Annotated in this window: 20 protein-coding genes; all 20 read right to left on the reverse strand. The window is 65.4% G+C overall.

The window, feature by feature from the left end; all coding sequences use genetic code 11:
* Position 1 precedes the first annotated feature (1 nt).
* Positions 2-376 (reverse strand): chemotaxis response regulator CheY, encoded by a 375-nt coding sequence (locus BM198_RS04455; RefSeq protein ID WP_003083073.1) that lies wholly within the window; start codon positions 374-376, stop codon positions 2-4.
* An 82-nt stretch (positions 377-458) separates the two neighbouring features.
* Complete coding sequence (gene fliA, locus BM198_RS04460) at positions 459-1,205, reverse strand: RNA polymerase sigma factor FliA (protein WP_044408109.1); 747 nt, start codon at positions 1,203-1,205, stop codon at positions 459-461.
* Entirely contained in the window at positions 1,202-2,035 is an 834-nt protein-coding gene (gene fleN, locus BM198_RS04465) for a flagellar synthesis regulator FleN (protein ID WP_069560381.1), read from the reverse strand. The genes fliA and fleN overlap by 4 nt, the downstream gene beginning before the upstream one ends.
* A 75-nt stretch (positions 2,036-2,110) precedes the next feature.
* Complete coding sequence (flhF, locus tag BM198_RS04470) at positions 2,111-3,457, reverse strand: flagellar biosynthesis GTPase FlhF (RefSeq protein WP_074968115.1); 1,347 nt, start codon at positions 3,455-3,457, stop codon at positions 2,111-2,113.
* Positions 3,458-3,472: 15 nt separating this feature from the next.
* Positions 3,473-5,596, reverse strand: a complete 2,124-nt coding sequence (gene flhA / locus BM198_RS04475; RefSeq protein ID WP_044408893.1) for a flagellar biosynthesis protein FlhA — start codon at positions 5,594-5,596, stop codon at positions 3,473-3,475.
* 152 nt (positions 5,597-5,748) lie between these two features.
* Positions 5,749-6,885: a flagellar biosynthesis protein FlhB gene (flhB, locus tag BM198_RS04480; protein ID WP_074968116.1), complete on the reverse strand. Its 1,137-nt coding sequence runs from the start codon at positions 6,883-6,885 to the stop codon at positions 5,749-5,751.
* A 60-nt stretch (positions 6,886-6,945) separates the two neighbouring features.
* On the reverse strand, positions 6,946-7,722 hold the full coding sequence (gene fliR / locus BM198_RS04485) for a flagellar biosynthetic protein FliR (RefSeq protein ID WP_074968118.1): 777 nt from the start codon (positions 7,720-7,722) through the stop codon (positions 6,946-6,948).
* Between the two features lies 1 nt (position 7,723).
* Positions 7,724-7,993: a flagellar biosynthesis protein FliQ gene (gene fliQ / locus BM198_RS04490; protein ID WP_069560377.1), complete on the reverse strand. Its 270-nt coding sequence runs from the start codon at positions 7,991-7,993 to the stop codon at positions 7,724-7,726.
* A gap of 2 nt (positions 7,994-7,995) precedes the next feature.
* Entirely contained in the window at positions 7,996-8,751 is a 756-nt protein-coding gene (fliP, locus tag BM198_RS04495; RefSeq protein ID WP_044408120.1) for a flagellar type III secretion system pore protein FliP, read from the reverse strand.
* Complete coding sequence (fliO, locus tag BM198_RS04500) at positions 8,751-9,221, reverse strand: flagellar biosynthetic protein FliO (RefSeq protein ID WP_074968120.1); 471 nt, start codon at positions 9,219-9,221, stop codon at positions 8,751-8,753. The genes fliP and fliO overlap by 1 nt, the downstream gene beginning before the upstream one ends.
* Before the next feature lie 2 nt (positions 9,222-9,223).
* A complete protein-coding gene (gene fliN, locus BM198_RS04505; RefSeq protein ID WP_074968122.1) occupies positions 9,224-9,700 on the reverse strand; it encodes a flagellar motor switch protein FliN in 477 nt (158 codons plus the stop codon).
* A gap of 35 nt (positions 9,701-9,735) precedes the next feature.
* Positions 9,736-10,707, reverse strand: a complete 972-nt coding sequence (fliM, locus tag BM198_RS04510; RefSeq protein WP_044408128.1) for a flagellar motor switch protein FliM — start codon at positions 10,705-10,707, stop codon at positions 9,736-9,738.
* Between the two features lie 12 nt (positions 10,708-10,719).
* On the reverse strand, positions 10,720-11,244 hold the full coding sequence (gene fliL, locus BM198_RS04515; RefSeq protein ID WP_074968124.1) for a flagellar basal body-associated protein FliL: 525 nt from the start codon (positions 11,242-11,244) through the stop codon (positions 10,720-10,722).
* A 189-nt stretch (positions 11,245-11,433) separates the two neighbouring features.
* Complete coding sequence (locus BM198_RS04520; protein ID WP_074968126.1) at positions 11,434-12,771, reverse strand: flagellar hook-length control protein FliK; 1,338 nt, start codon at positions 12,769-12,771, stop codon at positions 11,434-11,436.
* Between the two features lie 65 nt (positions 12,772-12,836).
* Entirely contained in the window at positions 12,837-13,190 is a 354-nt protein-coding gene (locus BM198_RS04525; protein WP_074968128.1) for an Hpt domain-containing protein, read from the reverse strand.
* Positions 13,191-13,221: 31 nt separating this feature from the next.
* A complete protein-coding gene (locus tag BM198_RS04530; RefSeq protein WP_074968506.1) occupies positions 13,222-14,916 on the reverse strand; it encodes a fused response regulator/phosphatase in 1,695 nt (564 codons plus the stop codon).
* Between the two features lie 7 nt (positions 14,917-14,923).
* Positions 14,924-15,229: an STAS domain-containing protein gene (locus BM198_RS04535; RefSeq protein WP_044408138.1), complete on the reverse strand. Its 306-nt coding sequence runs from the start codon at positions 15,227-15,229 to the stop codon at positions 14,924-14,926.
* Positions 15,230-15,306: 77 nt separating this feature from the next.
* Positions 15,307-15,756 (reverse strand): flagellar export protein FliJ, encoded by a 450-nt coding sequence (gene fliJ, locus BM198_RS04540; RefSeq protein ID WP_044408141.1) that lies wholly within the window; start codon positions 15,754-15,756, stop codon positions 15,307-15,309.
* A 6-nt stretch (positions 15,757-15,762) separates the two neighbouring features.
* Entirely contained in the window at positions 15,763-17,121 is a 1,359-nt protein-coding gene (fliI, locus tag BM198_RS04545; protein ID WP_044408144.1) for a flagellar protein export ATPase FliI, read from the reverse strand.
* Positions 17,111-17,920 carry a flagellar assembly protein FliH gene (gene fliH / locus BM198_RS04550; protein ID WP_074968130.1) on the reverse strand — a complete coding sequence of 270 codons (810 nt, stop codon included), beginning with the start codon at positions 17,918-17,920 and terminating at the stop codon, positions 17,111-17,113. Before fliH ends, fliI begins: the two co-directional genes overlap by 11 nt.

The raw sequence follows: 17,920 nt of genomic DNA on the forward strand, positions 1-17,920 counted from the left end.
ATCAGCCGTTGACCCGCTCGAAGATCTTTTCAATCTTCTCTTTGAGAACCTGGGCCGTGAACGGCTTGACCACGTACCCGTTCACGCCGGCCTGGGCGGCTTCGATGATCTGATCGCGCTTGGCTTCAGCAGTCACCATCAGCACCGGCAGGTGCTTCAGGCGCTCGTCGGCGCGCACGGCACGCAGCAGGTCGATGCCGGTCATGCCGGGCATGTTCCAGTCGGTGACCAGGAAATCGAAATTGCCGCTGTGCAGCATCGGCAAGGCGGTCGTGCCGTCGTCGGCCTCTGCGGTGTTGGTGAAGCCCAAATCACGCAGGAGGTTCTTGATGATGCGTCTCATCGTCGAGAAATCGTCCACGATGAGGATTTTCATGTTCTTGTCCAAATCGACCTCCGTACAGTCCTGAACGCCCCCGGGTCACGGGGGCGTCGTTCAATCGAAAAACCGGTGTGCTTCAGGCACGCCACTCACCCAGCCGGGCCCGCAAACGCGCGGCGCACTGGCTGTGCAACTGGCTGACTCGGGATTCACTGACTCCCAGCACTTCACCGATTTCCTTCAAATTCAGCTCTTCGTCGTAATACAGCGCCAGCACCAGGCGCTCTCGTTCCGGCAGATTGGCGATGGCATCGGCCAGCGCCGCCTGGAAGCGCTCGTCTTCCAGGTCATTCGAAGGTTCGAGATGGGTGACTCCGGTGTCTTCGTGCGCCGTGCCATGCTCCCCGCCTTCCAGAAGGTCGTCGAAGCTGAACAGCCGGCTGCCCAAAGTGTCGCTCAGGATGCCGTAGTAATCTTCGAGACTCAATCCAAGTTCGGCCGCAACCTCCTGATCTTTAGCGTCACGTCCGGTTCTTGCCTCGACTTTGCGGATGGCGTCGCTGACCATCCGGGTATTGCGGTGGACCGAGCGCGGTGCCCAGTCGCCCTTGCGGACCTCGTCGAGCATCGCCCCGCGGATGCGGATCCCGGCGTAGGTCTCGAAACTCGCGCCCTTGCTGGAGTCGTACTTCTTCGATGCTTCCAGCAGGCCGATCATCCCCGCCTGCATGAGGTCTTCAACCTGCACGTTCGCCGGCAAGCGTGCCAGCAGGTGGTAGGCGATCCGCTTGACCAGGGGCGCGTAGCGCTCGATCAGCTGGTGCTGGGAATCCCCGGCCTGAGCCTTGTTGTACATGCGAAGTCCACTTGCGGGTGGTGTCATACGGTCGAATCCGCGATGGGTTGCTGCACCAGTCGCTCGACGAAGAACTCAAGGTGGCCGCGGGGGTTGGCCGGCAACGGCCAGCTGTCGACCTTCTGAGCAATCGCCTTGAACGCCAGGGCACATTTCGAACGCGGGAACGCTTCGTAGACCGCTCGCTGCTTCTGCACCGCCTTGCGCACGGACTCGTCGTAGGGGACGGCGCCGACGTACTGCAAGGCCACATCGAGGAAGCGATCGGTCACCTTGGTCAGCTTAGCAAAGAGGTTGCGACCTTCCTGCGGGCTGTGGGCCATATTGGCCAGGACCCGGAAACGGCTCATGCCGAAGTCGCGGTTGAGCAGCTTGATCAGCGCATAGGCGTCGGTGATGGACGTGGGCTCGTCGCAGACGACCACGATCACTTCCTGCGCCGCACGGACAAAGCTGACCACCGCATCGCCGATGCCGGCGGCGGTGTCGATCACCAGCACGTCCAGGTTGTCGCTGATCTCGCTGAAAGCCTGGATCAGGCCGGCATGCTGCATCGGCGAGAGCTGGACCATGCTCTGCGTGCCGGAAGCGGCCGGCACGATGCGGACGCCGCCCGGCCCTTGCAGCAGCACGTCACGCAGGTCGCACTCGCCTGCGATCACGTCCGCCAGGGTCCGCTTGGGCGTCAGCCCGAGCAGCACGTCGACGTTGGCCAGGCCGAGGTCGGCGTCGAGCAGCATCACGCGGCGCCCCAGGTCGGCCAGCGCCAGCGAGAGGTTCACGGATACGTTGGTCTTGCCGACACCGCCCTTGCCACCGGTTACAGCAATCACCTGTACGGGATGCAAACTACCCATTTATCACACACCTTGTTCACGTCGACTGGGCCACTTGGCGCATTCACGCCACCCATCCCGGGCGGCTCTGGGTTTCTATCCAACCTGGCGAGTGGGCGCCTGGTACAGACCTGCGAACAGGTCGGCCATGGCTTCCTCGCTGGGGTCCTCCGGTGCCTGAAGGCTCACCGCACGGCTCACCAGTTGGTGGCTGCGCGGAACCTGGAGATCATCCGGAATCCGAGGCCCATCAGCGAGATAGGCTACCGGCAGATGCTGGCCGATAGCCAGTCCCAACACTTCGCCCAGGCTCGCGGCTTCATCGAGCTTGGTCAGGATGCAGCCCGAAAGGCCACACCGCTTGTAACTATGGTAGGCCGCTTTCAGCACCTGGCTTTGACTGGTTGCAGCCAAAACGAGGAAATTGCGCGCTTTCACGCTGCGGCTGGCCAGTGTCTCGAGTTGCATTTTAAGCGCCGGATCGTTCGCCGGCAGCCCCGCCGTATCAATCAGCACCACACGCTTGCGTGCGAGGGGGGCGAGAGCCTGGGTCAGCGACTGGCCCGGATCGACGTGAGTGACGGACACACCGAGGATGCGGCCCAGGGTCTTCAGTTGTTCCTGGGCACCGATCCGGTAGCTGTCCATGCTCACCAGGGCGATCTGCTGGGCGCCGTACTTAAGCACGTAGCGGGCGGCCAGCTTGGCCAGGGTGGTGGTCTTGCCCATGCCGGCGGGACCGACCAGGGCGATCACGCCACCCTCCTCCAGCGGCTCCTCGGCAGGGGTACGGATGGCGTGGGCCAGGTGGGCCAGCACCATGCGCCAGGCCTGGCGCGGATCCTTGACGCTGCTGACGCGCTCCAGCAGCACACGGGACAGCTCCACCGGCAGCCCCATCCGCTGCAGGCGACGCCACAGATTGGCCTGCTGCGGGCGACGGTTCTGCATCTGGCTCCAGGCGATGGAGCCGAGCTGGACTTCGATCAGCTCGCGCAGCCCATTGAGCTCGAAACGCATGGCATCCAGCGCGCGCTGGTCGGCCATCGGCGCAGCAGCCGGGGTGACCGGAACGGCCGCGACGGCTGCCGGCGCCACGGCGGGACGGGTCGGGCGCATGGCGGCCTCAAGGGCCTCCGGCGAAGGCTCGGAGCGATCCGGAACCAGTTGCCGGTTGCGTCCGACATCCGCGCGAGCGGCGCGATTGGACAGCTCGGCATGGGCCTCGGCGATGCGTGCCTGGGTGCGGCGCAGCTCCGCTTCCAGGGCCGGGTTCGGCTTGCTGGGGGCCGGAGCAGGCATGGGGTAGTCGAGTGCCGCCGTGATCTCGACACCACCGGCCACGCGCCGGGTGCCGATGATGGAAGCATCGGCGCCCAGTTCGTCCCGCACCAGTTTCATGGCCTGGCGCATATCCGCAGCGAAGAAGCGTTTGACCTGCATGGCCTGTGACCTCGGTTAGTTCTGCCCCACAGTCGCAACTATGGTGACCTGCTTGTTGTCCGGTATTTCCTGGTAGGCCAGTACGTTCATGGTGGGTACGGCCAACCGGGCGAAGCGCGACATCATGGATCGGATCGGGCCTGCCACCAGGAGGATCGCCGGCTTGCCGAGCATCTCCTGGCGCTGCGCCGCGTCCACCAGGGAACGTTGCAGCTTCTCGGCCATGCCCGGTTCGAGGAGGATGCCGTCCTCCGCGCCCTGACCGGCCTTCTGCATACTGTTCAGCAAAATCTGTTCCAACCTGGGCTCCAGGGTGATCACAGGCAGCTCCGGCTCTAGTCCCACAATGCCTTGGACGATTGCGCGGGAAAGTGCGACGCGAACCGCCGCCACCATCGCGGCGGGATCTTGACTCTTCGGCGCCACGTTCGCGATGGCTTCGGCGATGGTGCGGATGTCGCGTACCGGCACCTGTTCCTGCAGCAGGTTCTGCAGCACCTTGAGCAGCGTCGACAGTGACACCAGCCCCGGCACCAGCTCCTCGGCCAGCTTCGGCGAGCTCTTGGCCAGCAGCTGCATCAGTTGCTGCACCTCCTCGTGCCCCAACAACTCGTGGGCATGCTTGTGCAGGATCTGGTTGAGGTGGGTGGCCACCACCGTGCTCGCATCCACCACCGTGTAGCCCAGGGACTGCGCCTGGTCGCGCTGACTGGCGTCGATCCAGACGGCTTCCAGGCCAAACGCCGGATCCTTGGCGGCGATGCCGTTGAGGGTGCCGAACACCTGGCCAGGGTTGATCGCCAACTCGCGATCCGGATACACCTCTGCCTCCGCCACGCTCACCCCCATCAGCGTCAGCCGATAGGCGTTGGGCAGCAGGTCGAGGTTGTCGCGGATGTGTACGGACGGCATGAGGAAGCCCATCTCCTGGGAGAGCTTCTTGCGCACGCCCTTGATCCGCGCCAGCAACTGGCCGCCCTGGTTGCGATCCACCAGCGGGATCAGCCGGTAGCCCACCTCCAGGCCCACCATGTCCACCGGAGTGACGTCGTCCCAACCCAGCTCCTTGGTTTCCTGGGGACGCTGGGCCGGCAGCAGCTCCTGCTGGCGCTGGACTTCCTGGGCGGCCGCTTCCTGGGCCTTCTTCGACTTGTGCCAGATCCACCAGGCGCCGCCGGCGGAAATCGCGCCCAGGCCGATGAAGGAGACATGCGGCATGCCCGGCACCAGCCCCATGGCGACCAGGATGGCAGCGGAAACGGCCAGCGCCTTGGGCGAGGTAAACATCTGGCGGTTGACCTGCTGGCCCATGTCCTCGGAGCTGGACACGCGGGTCACCATGATCGCGGCAGCGGTCGACAGCAGCAGCGAGGGAATCTGTGCCACCAGGCCGTCACCGATGGTCAGCAGCGAGTAGATGCGCCCGGCATCGCCGAAGGTCAGGCCGTGCTGGACGATACCGATGGCCATGCCGCCAATGAGGTTGATGAACAGGATCAGCAGGCCGGCGATGGCGTCACCGCGCACGAACTTGCTGGCACCGTCCATGGAACCGTAGAAATCCGCCTCCTGGGACACCTCGGCACGGCGCTTCTTGGCCTCGTTCTGGTCGATCAGACCGGCGTTGAGGTCGGCGTCGATGGCCATCTGCTTGCCGGGCATCGCGTCCAGGGTGAAACGCGCGCTCACTTCGGAAATACGCCCGGCACCCTTGGTGACAACCACGAAGTTGATGATCATCAAGATCGCGAAGATCACCGCACCGACTACGTAGTTGCCGCCGATCACCACCTCGCCGAAGGCCTGGATCACCTTGCCCGCCGCGTCATGCCCATCCTGGCCGTGCAGCAGTACCACGCGGCTGGAGGCCACGTTCAGCGCCAGGCGCAGCAAGGTGGAAACCAGCAGGATGGTGGGGAACACCGCGAAATCCAGCGGGCGCAGCGCATAGACGCTGACCAGCAGGACGACGATGGACAGCGCGATGTTGAACGTGAAGAACACGTCCAGCAGGAAGGGCGGCACCGGCAGGGTCATCATCCCCAGCATCACCAGCACCAGCAGCGGCACCCCCAGGTTGCCCCGGGAGAGGCTGGCGAAGTTGCCGCGCAGGTTGCCCATCAGTTGCGTGCGATCCACATCGAGGTCCTCGAGCACTGGCGGGCAAGCCTGCCCAACCATTCAAAATCTTGACGCGCGAAACCGCGCACAAGCTCTGGTGCAAGAACCCTTCCAACTTCGTGAAACCCTGGCAGAACAGCGCGTTATGTCGACCCGGGCGGGTCCGCGCCCTACTCGTCGCGCCGCAGATCGGCGGGGATGGGCGGCTCGGAAAGCGGCGGCGGTCGCTTGGCCTTGCCGGCACGGAACTGCTTGAGCTGATAGACGTAGGCCAGCACCTGGGCCACCGCCAGGTAGAGGCCGGCCGGAATCTCGTGGTCCAGCTCGGTGGAATAGAACACCGCCCGCGCCAGTGCCGGCGACTCCAGCACGGTGACCTTGTGCTCCTGGGCGATCTCGCGAATCTTCAGCGCGGTGAAGTCGTTGCCCTTGGCCAGCAGCACCGGGGCGGTGCCCTTGGCCGGGTCGTACTTGAGCGCCACGGCGAAGTGGGTCGGGTTGGTGATGACCACGTCGGCCTGGGGCACGGCAGCCATCATGCGGCGCTCGGCCATCTCCCGCTGCATGCGGCGGATGCGCGCCTTGACCTCGGGCTTGCCCTCGGAGTCCTTGTACTCGTCGCGCACTTCCTGCTTGGTCATCATCAGCTTCTGCTTGTTGTCCCAGAGCTGGTAGGGCACGTCGATCCCTGCGATGAGGATCAGCCCGCAGGCCAGCCAGACCGCACTCCAGCCCACCACCTGGACGCTGTGCAGGATGGCCCGGTCCAGCGGCTCATGGGCGATAGCCAGCAGATCATCGGCATCGGCAGAGAGCACCATGAGCGCCACTATCAGCACCAGCGCGAACTTGCCCAGAGCCTTGAGCAACTCCACCAGCGCATGGGTGGAAAACATGCGCTTGAGGCCGGAAAGCGGATTCATCCGGCTGAACTTGGGTGCCATCGCCTCCGGGGAGAACAGCCAGCCCCCAAGCGCCGTAGGCGCCGCAAGGGAGATGATCAGCAGGGTCACCATCAGCGGCATCGTCGCTGAGAGCGCCATCTGCCCGGCATGCAGGAGGAACAGACCCATGCTGCGCTCGTCCAGCAACACCTCGCGGGAGAAGTCGAAGCTGCTGCGCATCATCTTCATCATCATGTCCGCCAGCCCCCCACCAGTGGCCAGCAGCCCGCCTGCCCCACCCAGGGTGATGGCCAGGGTGTTCAGCTCCCGGGATCGAGCGATCTGCCCCTTCTCGCGTGCCTCCTGCTGGCGTTTCGCTGTGGGTTCTTCGCTCTTGTCCGCCCCGCTCTCACTCTCCGCCATGGCGCACCTCGGCAGCAGGCCCGGTTGACCGACCGGGACGGGTAAGGGGTTGAAGGAACATCAGCGCGCCCTCACCAGCTCGCGCAGCAGTTGCAGCGCATCGGTGGCCAGTATCTGGTACTGGGAGAGGATGTCGGCCATGCCGATCCAGATGATCACCAAGCCCATGGCCACGGTGAGCGGGAAACCGATGGAGAAGATATTCAGCTGCGGCGCTGCACGGGTCATCACACCAAAGGCGATGTTCACCACCAACAACGCCGTGATCGCCGGTAACGCCAGCAACAGGCCGGCCCCCAGCACCCAGCCCAGGCGGGTGGCCAGTTCCCAGAAGTGAGCGGCCATCAGCCCCCCTCCCACCGGCAGGGTCACGAAACTCTCGGCCAGCACCTCGAACACCACCAGGTGGCCGTTCATGGCCAGGAACAGCAGCGTCACCAGCATGGTGAAGAACTGGCCGATCACCGGCACCGACACACCGTTGGTGGGGTCCACCATGGACGCGAAGCCCAGGCCCATCTGTACCGCCAGGATCTGGCCGGCCACCACGAAGGCGTGGAAGAACAACTGCAGCGCAAACCCCATCACAGCCCCGATCAGCACCTGCTCCAGCACCAGCAGGAAGGCCCGCAGGCTCACGGCGTCCACTTCAGGCATGGGTGGCAGATTGGGCGCCAGCACCACGGTGATGGCGAGGGCGAGGTAGAGCCGCACGCGATTCGGCACCAGCTGGGTCCCGAACAGCGGCATGGTCATCAGCAAGGAAGCAATGCGGAACAGCGGCAGCACCAGGCTGGCGACCCAGCCACCGATCTGCGAGGAGGTCAGCTCCAGCATCTCAGCCGATCAGCATGGGGATGTTGTGGTACAGCGTGGTGATGTACTCCATCAGCTCACGGGTCAGCCAGGGGCCGGCCACCATCAGCGTCAACAGCATCACCAGCAGGCGCGGCAGGAAGCTCAGGGTCTGCTCGTTGATCTGGGTCGCGGCCTGGAACATCGCCACGATCAGGCCCACCACCAGGCTCGGCACCACCAGGATCCCGACGATGACGCAGGTCAGCCACAGCGCCTCGCGGAACAGGTCGACGGCAATCTCGGGTGTCATCGCTAGACGCCTCCGAAGCTTCCGGCCAGGGTGCCGATGATCAGCGCCCAGCCATCCACCAGCACGAACAGCATGATCTTGAACGGCAATGAAATGATCAACGGCGAGAGCATCATCATGCCCATCGCCATCAGTACGCTCGCCACCACCAGGTCGATGATCAGGAACGGGATGAAGATCATGAAGCCGATCTGGAAGGCGGTCTTCAGCTCGGACGTGACGAAGGCCGGCACCAGGATGGTCAACGGCGTGGCGTCGGCACTGGGAATGTCGGTGCGCTTGGACAACCGCACGAACAGCTCCAGGTCACTGGAGCGGGTCTGCGCCAGCATGAAGTTCTTGACCGGTCCCTCGGCCCGCTTGATCGCCTCCTGGGCCGGCAACTGCCCGTTCAGGTAGGGCTGCAGGGCATCGCGGTTCACCTGGTCGAACACCGGCCCCATGATGAACATCGTCAGGAACAGCGCCATCCCGGTGAGGATCTGGTTCGACGGGGTCTGCTGCAGGCCCAGCGCCTGGCGGAGGATGGAGAAGACGATGATGATCCGGGTGAAGCTGGTCATCAGCATGACGAACGCCGGGATGAAGCTCAGCGCCGTCATGATCAGCAGAATCTGCAGGCTGACCGAATACTCCTGCTGACCCTGTGCGTCGGTGGTCAGGGTGATGGCGGAGACCGACAACGGGTCGTCGGCGCCCAGCGCCAGGGGGGCCGCCACCGCCAGCAGCAGGGCGATCAGGATGCGCCAGAAGGCCATCAGTGCTTGTCCTTGTCCTTGCCCAGCAACTCCATCAGGCGCTGGGCGAATTCGGGTTGGGCGGGTTGCGAATCGGGCAGGTGCACCGGCTCCTTGAGCACGTGCAGCGGGGTGATCCGGCCTGGCGTGAGCCCGAGCAGGACCTGCTCGTTACCCACCTGGACCAGCACCAGCCGGTCCCGCGGGCTGAGGGCCTGGCTGGCGATCAGGCGGATCGCCCGGTCACTGCCACGCGGCCCCATCTGCTGCACCCGGCGCAGCAGCCAAGCGAGCAGGAAGATCACCCCCACCACCAGCAAAAGGCCCAGGGTGAGCTGGCCCAGCTGGGCGGCCACACCGCTGCCGCCAGTCACCGCAGCCGCAGCCGCAGCCGTGGCGCTCGCCGCAGCAGGCGCCGAGGCGACCGCTGCCGGCTCGGCGGCCATGGCCGCCAGCGGGGCGAAGATGAGGGCGAACAGGAGGCGGCTCATGGTCAGCGCAGCTTCTTGATGCGTTCGCTGGGGCTGATCACGTCGGTCAGGCGGATGCCGAACTTCTCGTTCACCACCACCACTTCCCCGTGAGCGATCAGGGTGCCGTTGACCAGCACGTCCAGCGGCTCGCCGGCCAGGCGGTCCAGCTCGATCACCGAGCCCTGGTTCAGCTGCAACAGGTTGCGGATGGTGATGTCGGTATTACCCACTTCCATGGAGATGGACACGGGAATGTCGAGGATCACATCCAGGTTCGGGCCATCCAGGCTCACCGGCGCGTTGGAGCGCGGCACGCTGCCGAACTCTTCCATGGGCGCACGGGGGTTGGCGGCAGGGGCCTCGGGGGCAGCGCCCTGGTTCATCAGCGCGTCGATATCGTCCTGACCGGGGCTCTCGCCGGCCTCCGCCAGCGCGGCCGCCCACTCGTCGGCAAGCGCCTGCTCCTCGGGCGTGGTGTTTTCTTCTTCGTCTGCCATCTCGACCTCTTGGGCTTACGTAATGAGAGCGACCGTCAGCGGGGACGGTCGATGGGATCCAGTATCTGCAGCGACAGGTTGCCCTTGTGGGCCCCCAGCTTGACCTTGAAGGCCGGCACGCCGTTGGCGCGCATGATCATGTACTCGGGCATGTCCACCGGGATCACATCTCCGGGCTGCATGTGCAGAATGTCCCGCAGGCGCAGCTGGCGGCGGACCACGGTGGCGCCCACCGGCACGCTGACGTCGAGGATGTCCTCGCGCAGGGCCTTGATCCAGCGCTCGTCCTGGTCATCGACATCGGACTGGAAGCCGGCATCGAGCATCTCGCGGATCGGCTCGATCATCGAATAGGGCATGGTGATGTGCAGGTCGCCGCCACCGCCGTCCAGCTCGATGTGGAAGGTGGAAACCACCACCACCTCACTGGGGCTGACAATGTTGGCGAGTGCCGGGTTCACCTCCGAGTTGATGTACTCGAAGTGCACGTCCATCACCGCGTGCCAGGCCTCTTTCAGGTCGATGAAAGCCTGGTCGAGGACCATGCGCACCACCCGCAGCTCGGTGGGGGTGAATTCGCGGCCTTCGATCTTGGCGTGGCGGCCATCGCCCCCGAAGAAGTTGTCCACCAGTTTGAACACCAGCTTGGCGTCGAGGATGAACAGCCCGGTGCCGCGCAGCGGCTTCATCTTTACCAGGTTGAGGCTGGTGGGAACGTAGAGGGAATGCACGTACTCGCCGAACTTCATCACCTGCACACCGCCCACCGCGACGTCCGCGGAGCGGCGCAACAGGTTGAACATGCTGATGCGGGTGTAGCGGGCGAAGCGCTCGTTGATCATCTCGAGGGTGGGCATGCGCCCACGGACGATGCGGTCCTGGCTGGTCAGGTCATAGCTTTTGACACTGCCAGGCTCGACATCACTTTCGGTCTCAACGAGGCCATCGTCGACGCCGTGCAGCAGGGCATCGATCTCGTCCTGGGAAAGGAGGTCTTGTACGGCCATGGTTGAACCCGCCTACTGCAATACGAAGTTGGTGAACAGGACCTGCTCGATCACGACCTTGCCGGTTTCCTGCTTGGCCAGTTCCTGGACGGTCGCCGTGGCCTGCTGGCGCAGCATTTCCTTGCCCACGGCAGTCACGAGGTTGTCGAAGTTCTGGCCGGAGAACAGCATGACGAGCTTGTTGCGCAGCACCGGCATGTGGACTTTCAGGGCATCCATCTCGCCCTTGTCACGGGCCATCAGCGCCACGCTGACCTGCATGTAGCGCTGCCGCCCGTTCTGGTTGAAGTTGACCACGAAGGCAGGGGCAAGCGGCTCGTAGATGGCCGGCTGCTTGACCGGAGCGGCGTGCTCGGCGGCCGCCTCCTCCTTCTTGCCCTCTTCCTTCTTGTCCCCGCCCTTGCTGAGGAAGAACCAGGTGGCCCCGACGGAAAGCCCGATCGCCAGCAACAGCGCCACCACGATCAGGATGATCAGTTTGAGCTTGCTCTTGCCCGCCGGTTTCTCTTCCCCGGCCGCTGCTTCTTTCTTCGCCATGCCAATATTCCGTCGCTGAGCGGCTTTCCGTCCGCATTCAATGGGTTGTGAGCAAGTGCTATGCCAGGCTCTCAACAATCGCGCTGGGTATACCAGTGTCGCCCGCGCCTGTCATCCAAGAAAAAGCGCCCGGTACGTTCTCGTACCGGGCGCTCTAAGTCTAGAACAGGACGGCGTCGGCTCGACGGATCAGGCGTAGTAGTCCACCAGACCCCGGGCGACGCCGGCCGCAGCAGGTCGCAGTTCACTGACACCTGCCAGCGTCTCGTCATCGCCGGAACCGCCCAGCAAGCCGCCATTGCCACTGCCGCCGCCACGACGCTCACCCTCGCCGCCCTGCTGGCCTTGCCAGCTGCGCGCCAGGGACTGGTCGGAGACGTTGACGTCGAGCTGGGTCATGCCCTGCTGGTTGAACATGTCGCGCAGGCGGTGCATCTGCCCTTCCAGCGCATCCCGCACGCCGGCGTTGGGGCTGGCGAAGGTGACCTGGGTCTGGTCCTGGTTCATGTGGATGCGCACCTCCAGCCGTCCCAGCTCCTGCGGGTCGAGCTGGATCTCGGCGGACTTCAGGTTCTGACTGGACAACCACATCACCCGGTCCACCACCGCCTCGCTCCAGCCGTTCTGGTTGATGGCCACCGGCTGGCCGGGCACCACGGCCGGGGCACGCTGGGCCATGGCCGATTGCTGGGTCACGGCCTGGTTGAGGGCATTCAGGCGGCTGTCCAGCACCTCGCTGCGGATCTCCGCCTTGTTCTCGCCCAGCCCCTGGACCAGTTGTTCGGAGAACTCGCCGGCCGGCAACTCGACCTCGGGCGGCGTCTCGCTCACGTCGGCGTTCTTCTCGGAGAAGGCTGCCATGGCGCTGGCGAAGTTATGACTGCCGCTGGCGGAATTCTGGCTGTTCACCGTGGTAGTGGTGGCCGTCTGGACCGGGTCGCCCTCATTGCTGGCCTGCAGTGTCTGGGGCAGACCGACGACACCCTGGAGCGGGTCGGTTTCCTCTGCCCTGGGCTGGGTTGCCTGGGTCTGGGGCGTCGTGGCCAGTGGCGTGGTGACCACCAGCGCCGGCACCTCGGGCTGCACATCCGCCGGCTGTACCTGCGGTTCGGTGGGCACCGGCGGCGTCTGGCCGTTCATGGCCATCAGCAGCAGCGGATCGAGCGTCGAACTGCCGTCGCTGGACGTGGTATCCGTCGAATCGTCGCTGGTGGTGGTGGCGGCTGCATCCGACGGCAAGGCGTTGCCGCTATCGGCAACGGTGGTCGGCTTGTCTGCCGGTGCGGCAGCCGGTTTGTCGGCCGGCTCGTCACTCTTGCGGTTGTCGGCAGGCTTGTCCCGGGCCTGCTTGGGCGCGGGTTCACTTCGTTCTGCAGGCTTGGCTTGCCGTTCCTTCGCATACATCTGGGCGAAGCTGGGAGCCCCGCTGTTGCTGGGCTCGGGCGTCCGCACCTGGGACTTTGCCGCCTGAAAGTTCGGCTTCACCTCAGGCTTGGCCTGCAGAAGCATATCGGGGGCAACGGGCATGGGCACTCTCCGCTGGGGGTTGGATTCGTGCCAGGGAGATTGCAAGTGACGGGCCAAGTCCGCCGTCAGAGGCGATAACGCTGCCGCTCGGAGCGCATGAGGATGCGCACGATGGCGAATTCACGCTCGATCTGTTCCACCAGCGAGGGCGCCTCGTCGAGTTGCTCACGACGTCCGGCTTCTTCCAATTGCTTGCACAGCGACGACAGCAAAGGCGCCCCCATGTTGCTGCAGCTGCCCTTGAAGCTGTGGGCAGCCAGGCGCAGCCCCTGGGCATCGCCCTGGTCGCAGGCCTGGTGCAACAGGCGCAGACGCTCCTCGGAGTCCACCAGGAAGGTGTCCAGCAGGACGGGATACTCGTCCTCCATCACCTCCTGCAAGGCAGCGAGCACAGTGGTATCGATATGCAGATCGGACAACCCGGTTACCCCCGGCAGAACACAATGAACATCAGGATGGGCGCGGCCAGACGAACTCCACGCGAATGCCCTTGCCATCCTCCGGCAAGTCGCAGCGTGCGGCAAGCTGCCTGACGAGATTCAGGCCGCGCCCGCTGAGCAGCACCTTGCCGTCCTGGACGGCAGGCAGTTGCCGCGCATCGAATCCCTTGCCGCTGTCCTCGACCTGGATACGCAGGCGCCCTCCCTCCCCCTCAGGCATCAGCGCGAGGTGGATGCGTACATGCCCCTCCTCCAGCCGCTCCAGGCGCGCGCTGCGCTCGCGGTAGTACTCGGCGAACCCCTTGGCATCTCGCTTGAGGGAGGAGTCCAACCCCAGCACGCCGTGCTCCAGGGCATTGGAATACAGCTCCGCCAGCACGGTGTAGAGCGCACCGCCCTGCTCCCTCAGCCCCTGCACCTCCAACAGCAACTGCAACAGGAACGGCAACGGGTTGAAGCGCTTGAGCGTCTGGGCACGGAACTCGAAGCTGGCCGACCAGTCCAGGGGGCTGAGCTGGCCACTGTCGGTGAAGTCCAGTTGCGGCCATTGCTCCAGGCCATCCACCACGCCCACTTCGATCATGCTGACGTCGTCCTGGGCTTCGCCACGGAACGCCGTGAGGGATTGCTGGATGGCATCGAACAGGTGCTCGGAACGCCCACAGCGGGCGAACACCTCCTTCAGCCGCTCGTCGCCGTACAGCTCTCCGGCTTCGTTGCGCGTTTCCAGCACCCCATCGGACCAGAGGAAGATGCGATCCCCCAGCTCCACCGGGTAGACCTCGTAGGTGGCATCGAACACCGCCGGGTCCAGGACCCCCAACGGCAGGTGCCGGGACACCAGCGGCACCACGCTGCCATCGGCGCCGCGATGCAGGTAACCCTCCGGCAGGCCGCCATTCCACACCTCCAGCAGCCGCTGCTGGAAATTGAGGTTGAGCAGCGTGGCGCAACAGAACACGCCCACCGGCAGGATGCGTTTCAGCTTGGCGTTCATCTCCCGGAGGATGTCGGACATGGCATAGCCCTTGGCCGTCATGCCGTAGAACACCTCGGCCAGGGGCATCGCCCCGATGGCCGCTGGCAGGCCATGGCCGGTGAAGTCCCCCAGCAGCACATGCATGCCGCCCGAGGGCTTGAAGGCGGCCAGCAACAGGTCACCGTTGAACAGCGCATAGGGCGACTGCAGGTAGCGGATGTTGGAGGCCTTGAGGCAGCCGGAGTGAGCCACCTTGTCGAACACCGCCTTGGCCACTCGCTGCTCGGTGAGCAGGTGCTCATGGTGCCGTGCGATCAGGTCGCGCTGGTGCAGCACCGTCTCCTGGAGGCGGCGCAGGCGGTCCATGGCATTGATCTTGGCTTCGAGGATGACCCGGTTGTAGGGCTTGGCGAGGAAGTCGTCGCCGCCGGCCTCCAGGCAGCGTACGAGGGCTTCGTTCTCGGTCAGGGAGGTGAGGAAGATGATCGGGACCAGTTCCTCCCCTGCCATTTCCTTGATGCGCCGTGCGGCTTCGAAGCCATCCATCTCCGGCATCAGCGCGTCCATCAGCACCAGGTTCGGCCGTTCCTGCTGGAACAACGCCACCGCCTCCACGCCGTTGCCGGCAGTCAGGGCGCGGTGCCCCTGGCGACTGACGATGGTGGACAGCAGCATGCGGTCGGCCGCGTTGTCCTCGGCGATGAGGATCGACAGACGGCCGGGCACGGGCACCTCAGGCAATCTGGAACAACTGCTCGAAGTTGGAGATGGCGAGGATCTTGCGGACGTCCGGGTTGCAGTTGGCCAGGCGGATCTGGGCGCTGTCGCCCCCCGCATGGTCACGCAGCAACAGGAGCATGCCGAGGGCAGAGCTGTCGAGGTAGGTGGTGCCCTTCAGGTCGACGACATAGCGCTTGGGGGAAATGTTGACGCGCTCGTAGGCGTCGCGAAATTCCTGGTGGGCCCCGAAATCGAAACGTCCCTGAATGACGATGGTCAACTCTTGCCCGTCGCTCGAAGGCAGCGAGGTGATGGCCATGCAAGACTCCTTGGTCAGATGAAAAGGCGCGTGCTGAGAAGATTTAGCACCCGCCAGGGACCTCGGCAACCTGCGTCTTACTCCTGTCCGGGACGATTCAGACGCTGGGAGAGTTCATCCAGCAGGCGTTGCTCACGCTTGTCCTCTGCCAGCCGGGCCTCGTCACGGTAGCGCTGCACCAGCTTTTTCAGGCCCTCCAGCCGCGCGTAGCGTTGCTGCCAGGTGTCCCGCGCACGGTTCAGGTTCTCCCGGTGCCAGGCCACGCTCTGGTTCTGCTGGCTCACCGCCGCCTCCAATTGCGAAAGGAAACGCTGGTAGTTGGTCAGCCACTGGCCACTGACGCCCTGGCTGCCCTGGGTGATCCACTGCTGCTGGTAGTCGCCCCGGTAGCGCTCGAGGTCGCCAAGCTTGCCCTCGGCCTGGGCCAGCTGGGCCTGGCACTGGCCCATCAGCCGCGCGGCTTCGCGCTCGGCCTTCTGGGCCATCTCCACCACCGGCGCAAGGCGCGCCGCCCGGTCATTGGCCATCGTTCATCAACCCGCGTTGCCGTTGGCCAGTACGCCCCCCAGGCGCATGACGCTGCTGGCCAGCGGCTCGCTCTCGTCCAGGCCCTGCTGGAGGAAGGCCGCCATGGCGGGCTGGCGGGCGATGGCCAGGTCGGTGTCCGGGTCGCCACCGGCGACGTAGGCGCCGACGCTGATGAGATCGCGGCTCTGCTGGTAGCGCGACCACAGCTGCTTGAAGCGCTGGGCCATCTTCAGGTGCTCGGGGCTGACCACCTGGGGCATGACCCGGCTGATGGACGCCTCGATGTCGATGGCCGGGTAGTGACCCTCCTCCGCCAGCCGGCGTGAGAGCACGAAGTGCCCGTCGAGCACGCCCCGCGCCGAGTCGGCGATGGGGTCCTGCTGGTCGTCGCCCTCGGAGAGCACGGTGTAGAAGGCGGTGATGGAACCGCCGCCCTTCTCGCCATTGCCGGCGCGCTCCACCAGCTTGGGCAGCTTGGCGAAGACCGACGGCGGATAGCCCTTGGTCGCCGGCGGCTCGCCGATGGCCAGGGCGATCTCCCGCTGGGCCTGGGCGAAGCGGGTCAGGGAATCCATCAGCAGCAGGACATTCTTGCCCTTGTCGCGGAAGTATTCGGCGATGCGGGTGCAATACATGGCGGCACGAAGACGCATCAGCGGCGCGTCGTCGGCAGGTGATGCCACCACCACCGAGCGCTTGAGCCCCTCCTCGCCGAGGATGTGCTCGATGAACTCCTTCACCTCGCGGCCCCGTTCGCCGATCAGGCCGACCACGATGATCTCCGCCTCGGTGAAGCGGGTCATCATGCCCAGCAGCACCGACTTGCCGACGCCGGTGCCGGCGAACAGGCCCAGCCGCTGGCCGCGACCGACGGTGAGCAGGCCGTTGATGGAGCGGATGCCGACATCCAGGGGAACGGAAATGGGGTCGCGGTTCAGCGGGTTGATCACCGGGCCGTCCATCGCCACCCAGTCCTCGGCCTTCATCCCGCCCTTGCCGTCCAGCGCACGGCCGGCGCCATCCAGCACTCGACCGAGCATGGACATGCCCATGGGCAGGCGGCCGGTATCCGGCAGGGGCACGACCCGCGCACCGGGCGCGATGCCGGCCAGGCTGCCCACCGGCATCAGGTACAGCTTGCCGCTGGCGAAGCCCATGACTTCGGCCTCGACCTGTACGGGGTGGTAGCTGTCGTCGTTGATCACCAGGCAGCGGCTGCCGATGGCCGCACGCAGGCCCTCGGCCTCCAGGGTCAGGCCGACCATGCGCAGCAGGCGCCCCTCCACCACGGGCTGGTTGGGCAGGCTGACCGCGTCGGCATACCCGGCCAGGCGGCGGGCAAAGCTGACCCGATCAAGACGCATGGCCATCCTCGAGGTCGATGGACAGGTCAGCAGCCGGTGGATGCACCTTCTGGTCCCGCTGCTGGTCGAAGAGCTGCTTGAGGGCCTGGGCCAGGCGGGTTTCCACGCTGGCATCGATGCGGCTGTGCTCGGTCTCGATCCGGCAACCGCCGGGCAGCAGGCCATCGTCTTCGAGGATGCGCCAGGATTCCTCATGGCGCTCGCGCAGGGCCTTCACCAGTTCGAAGTCCTGCGGGTTGACGTGGATGCGCACGTTGCTCGCGCCCATGGGCAGCAGCTTGAGGGCTTCCCGCAGGATGTGGCGCAGCTGGGAGGAGTCGGTGGACAGCTCGCGCTGCACCACCTGCCGGGCCATGTGCCCCACCAGGTGGATGACGGCCTCTTCCAGTTGCTGATCCTGCTCGGCGATGGGGTCCATCAGTTGCCCCATCAACTGTTCCAGCGCGTCGAGGCGGGCATTGAGCGCGACCTCCGCCTCCTGCTTGGCCTTGAGCTGGCCGGCGTGGAAGCCGTCCTTCTCGCCGGTGGCGAAGCCTTCGTTGTAGGCGTCCTGGCGGATGGCCTCCAGCTCCTCCAGCGTCAGCGGCTTGACGTCTTCCGGCGGGACCTCTTCGATCGTCTCCAGCCCCGGCTCCGGCGCTGCCTCGTCGACGGGCGCAGCAGGCTCCTCGCTCGGCACCGGTTCCGGCTCGACCACGGGTGCCGGCACCTCCGGGTCGAAGCTGGGCAGCGACCAGCGGTCGAAGGCATTGACATCCTTGGCGCGGATCAGCTCGCTCTGCGCATCCTTGTTGGCCAT

This window comes from Metapseudomonas otitidis (assembly GCF_900111835.1).
Taxonomy (GTDB): domain Bacteria; phylum Pseudomonadota; class Gammaproteobacteria; order Pseudomonadales; family Pseudomonadaceae; genus Metapseudomonas; species Metapseudomonas otitidis.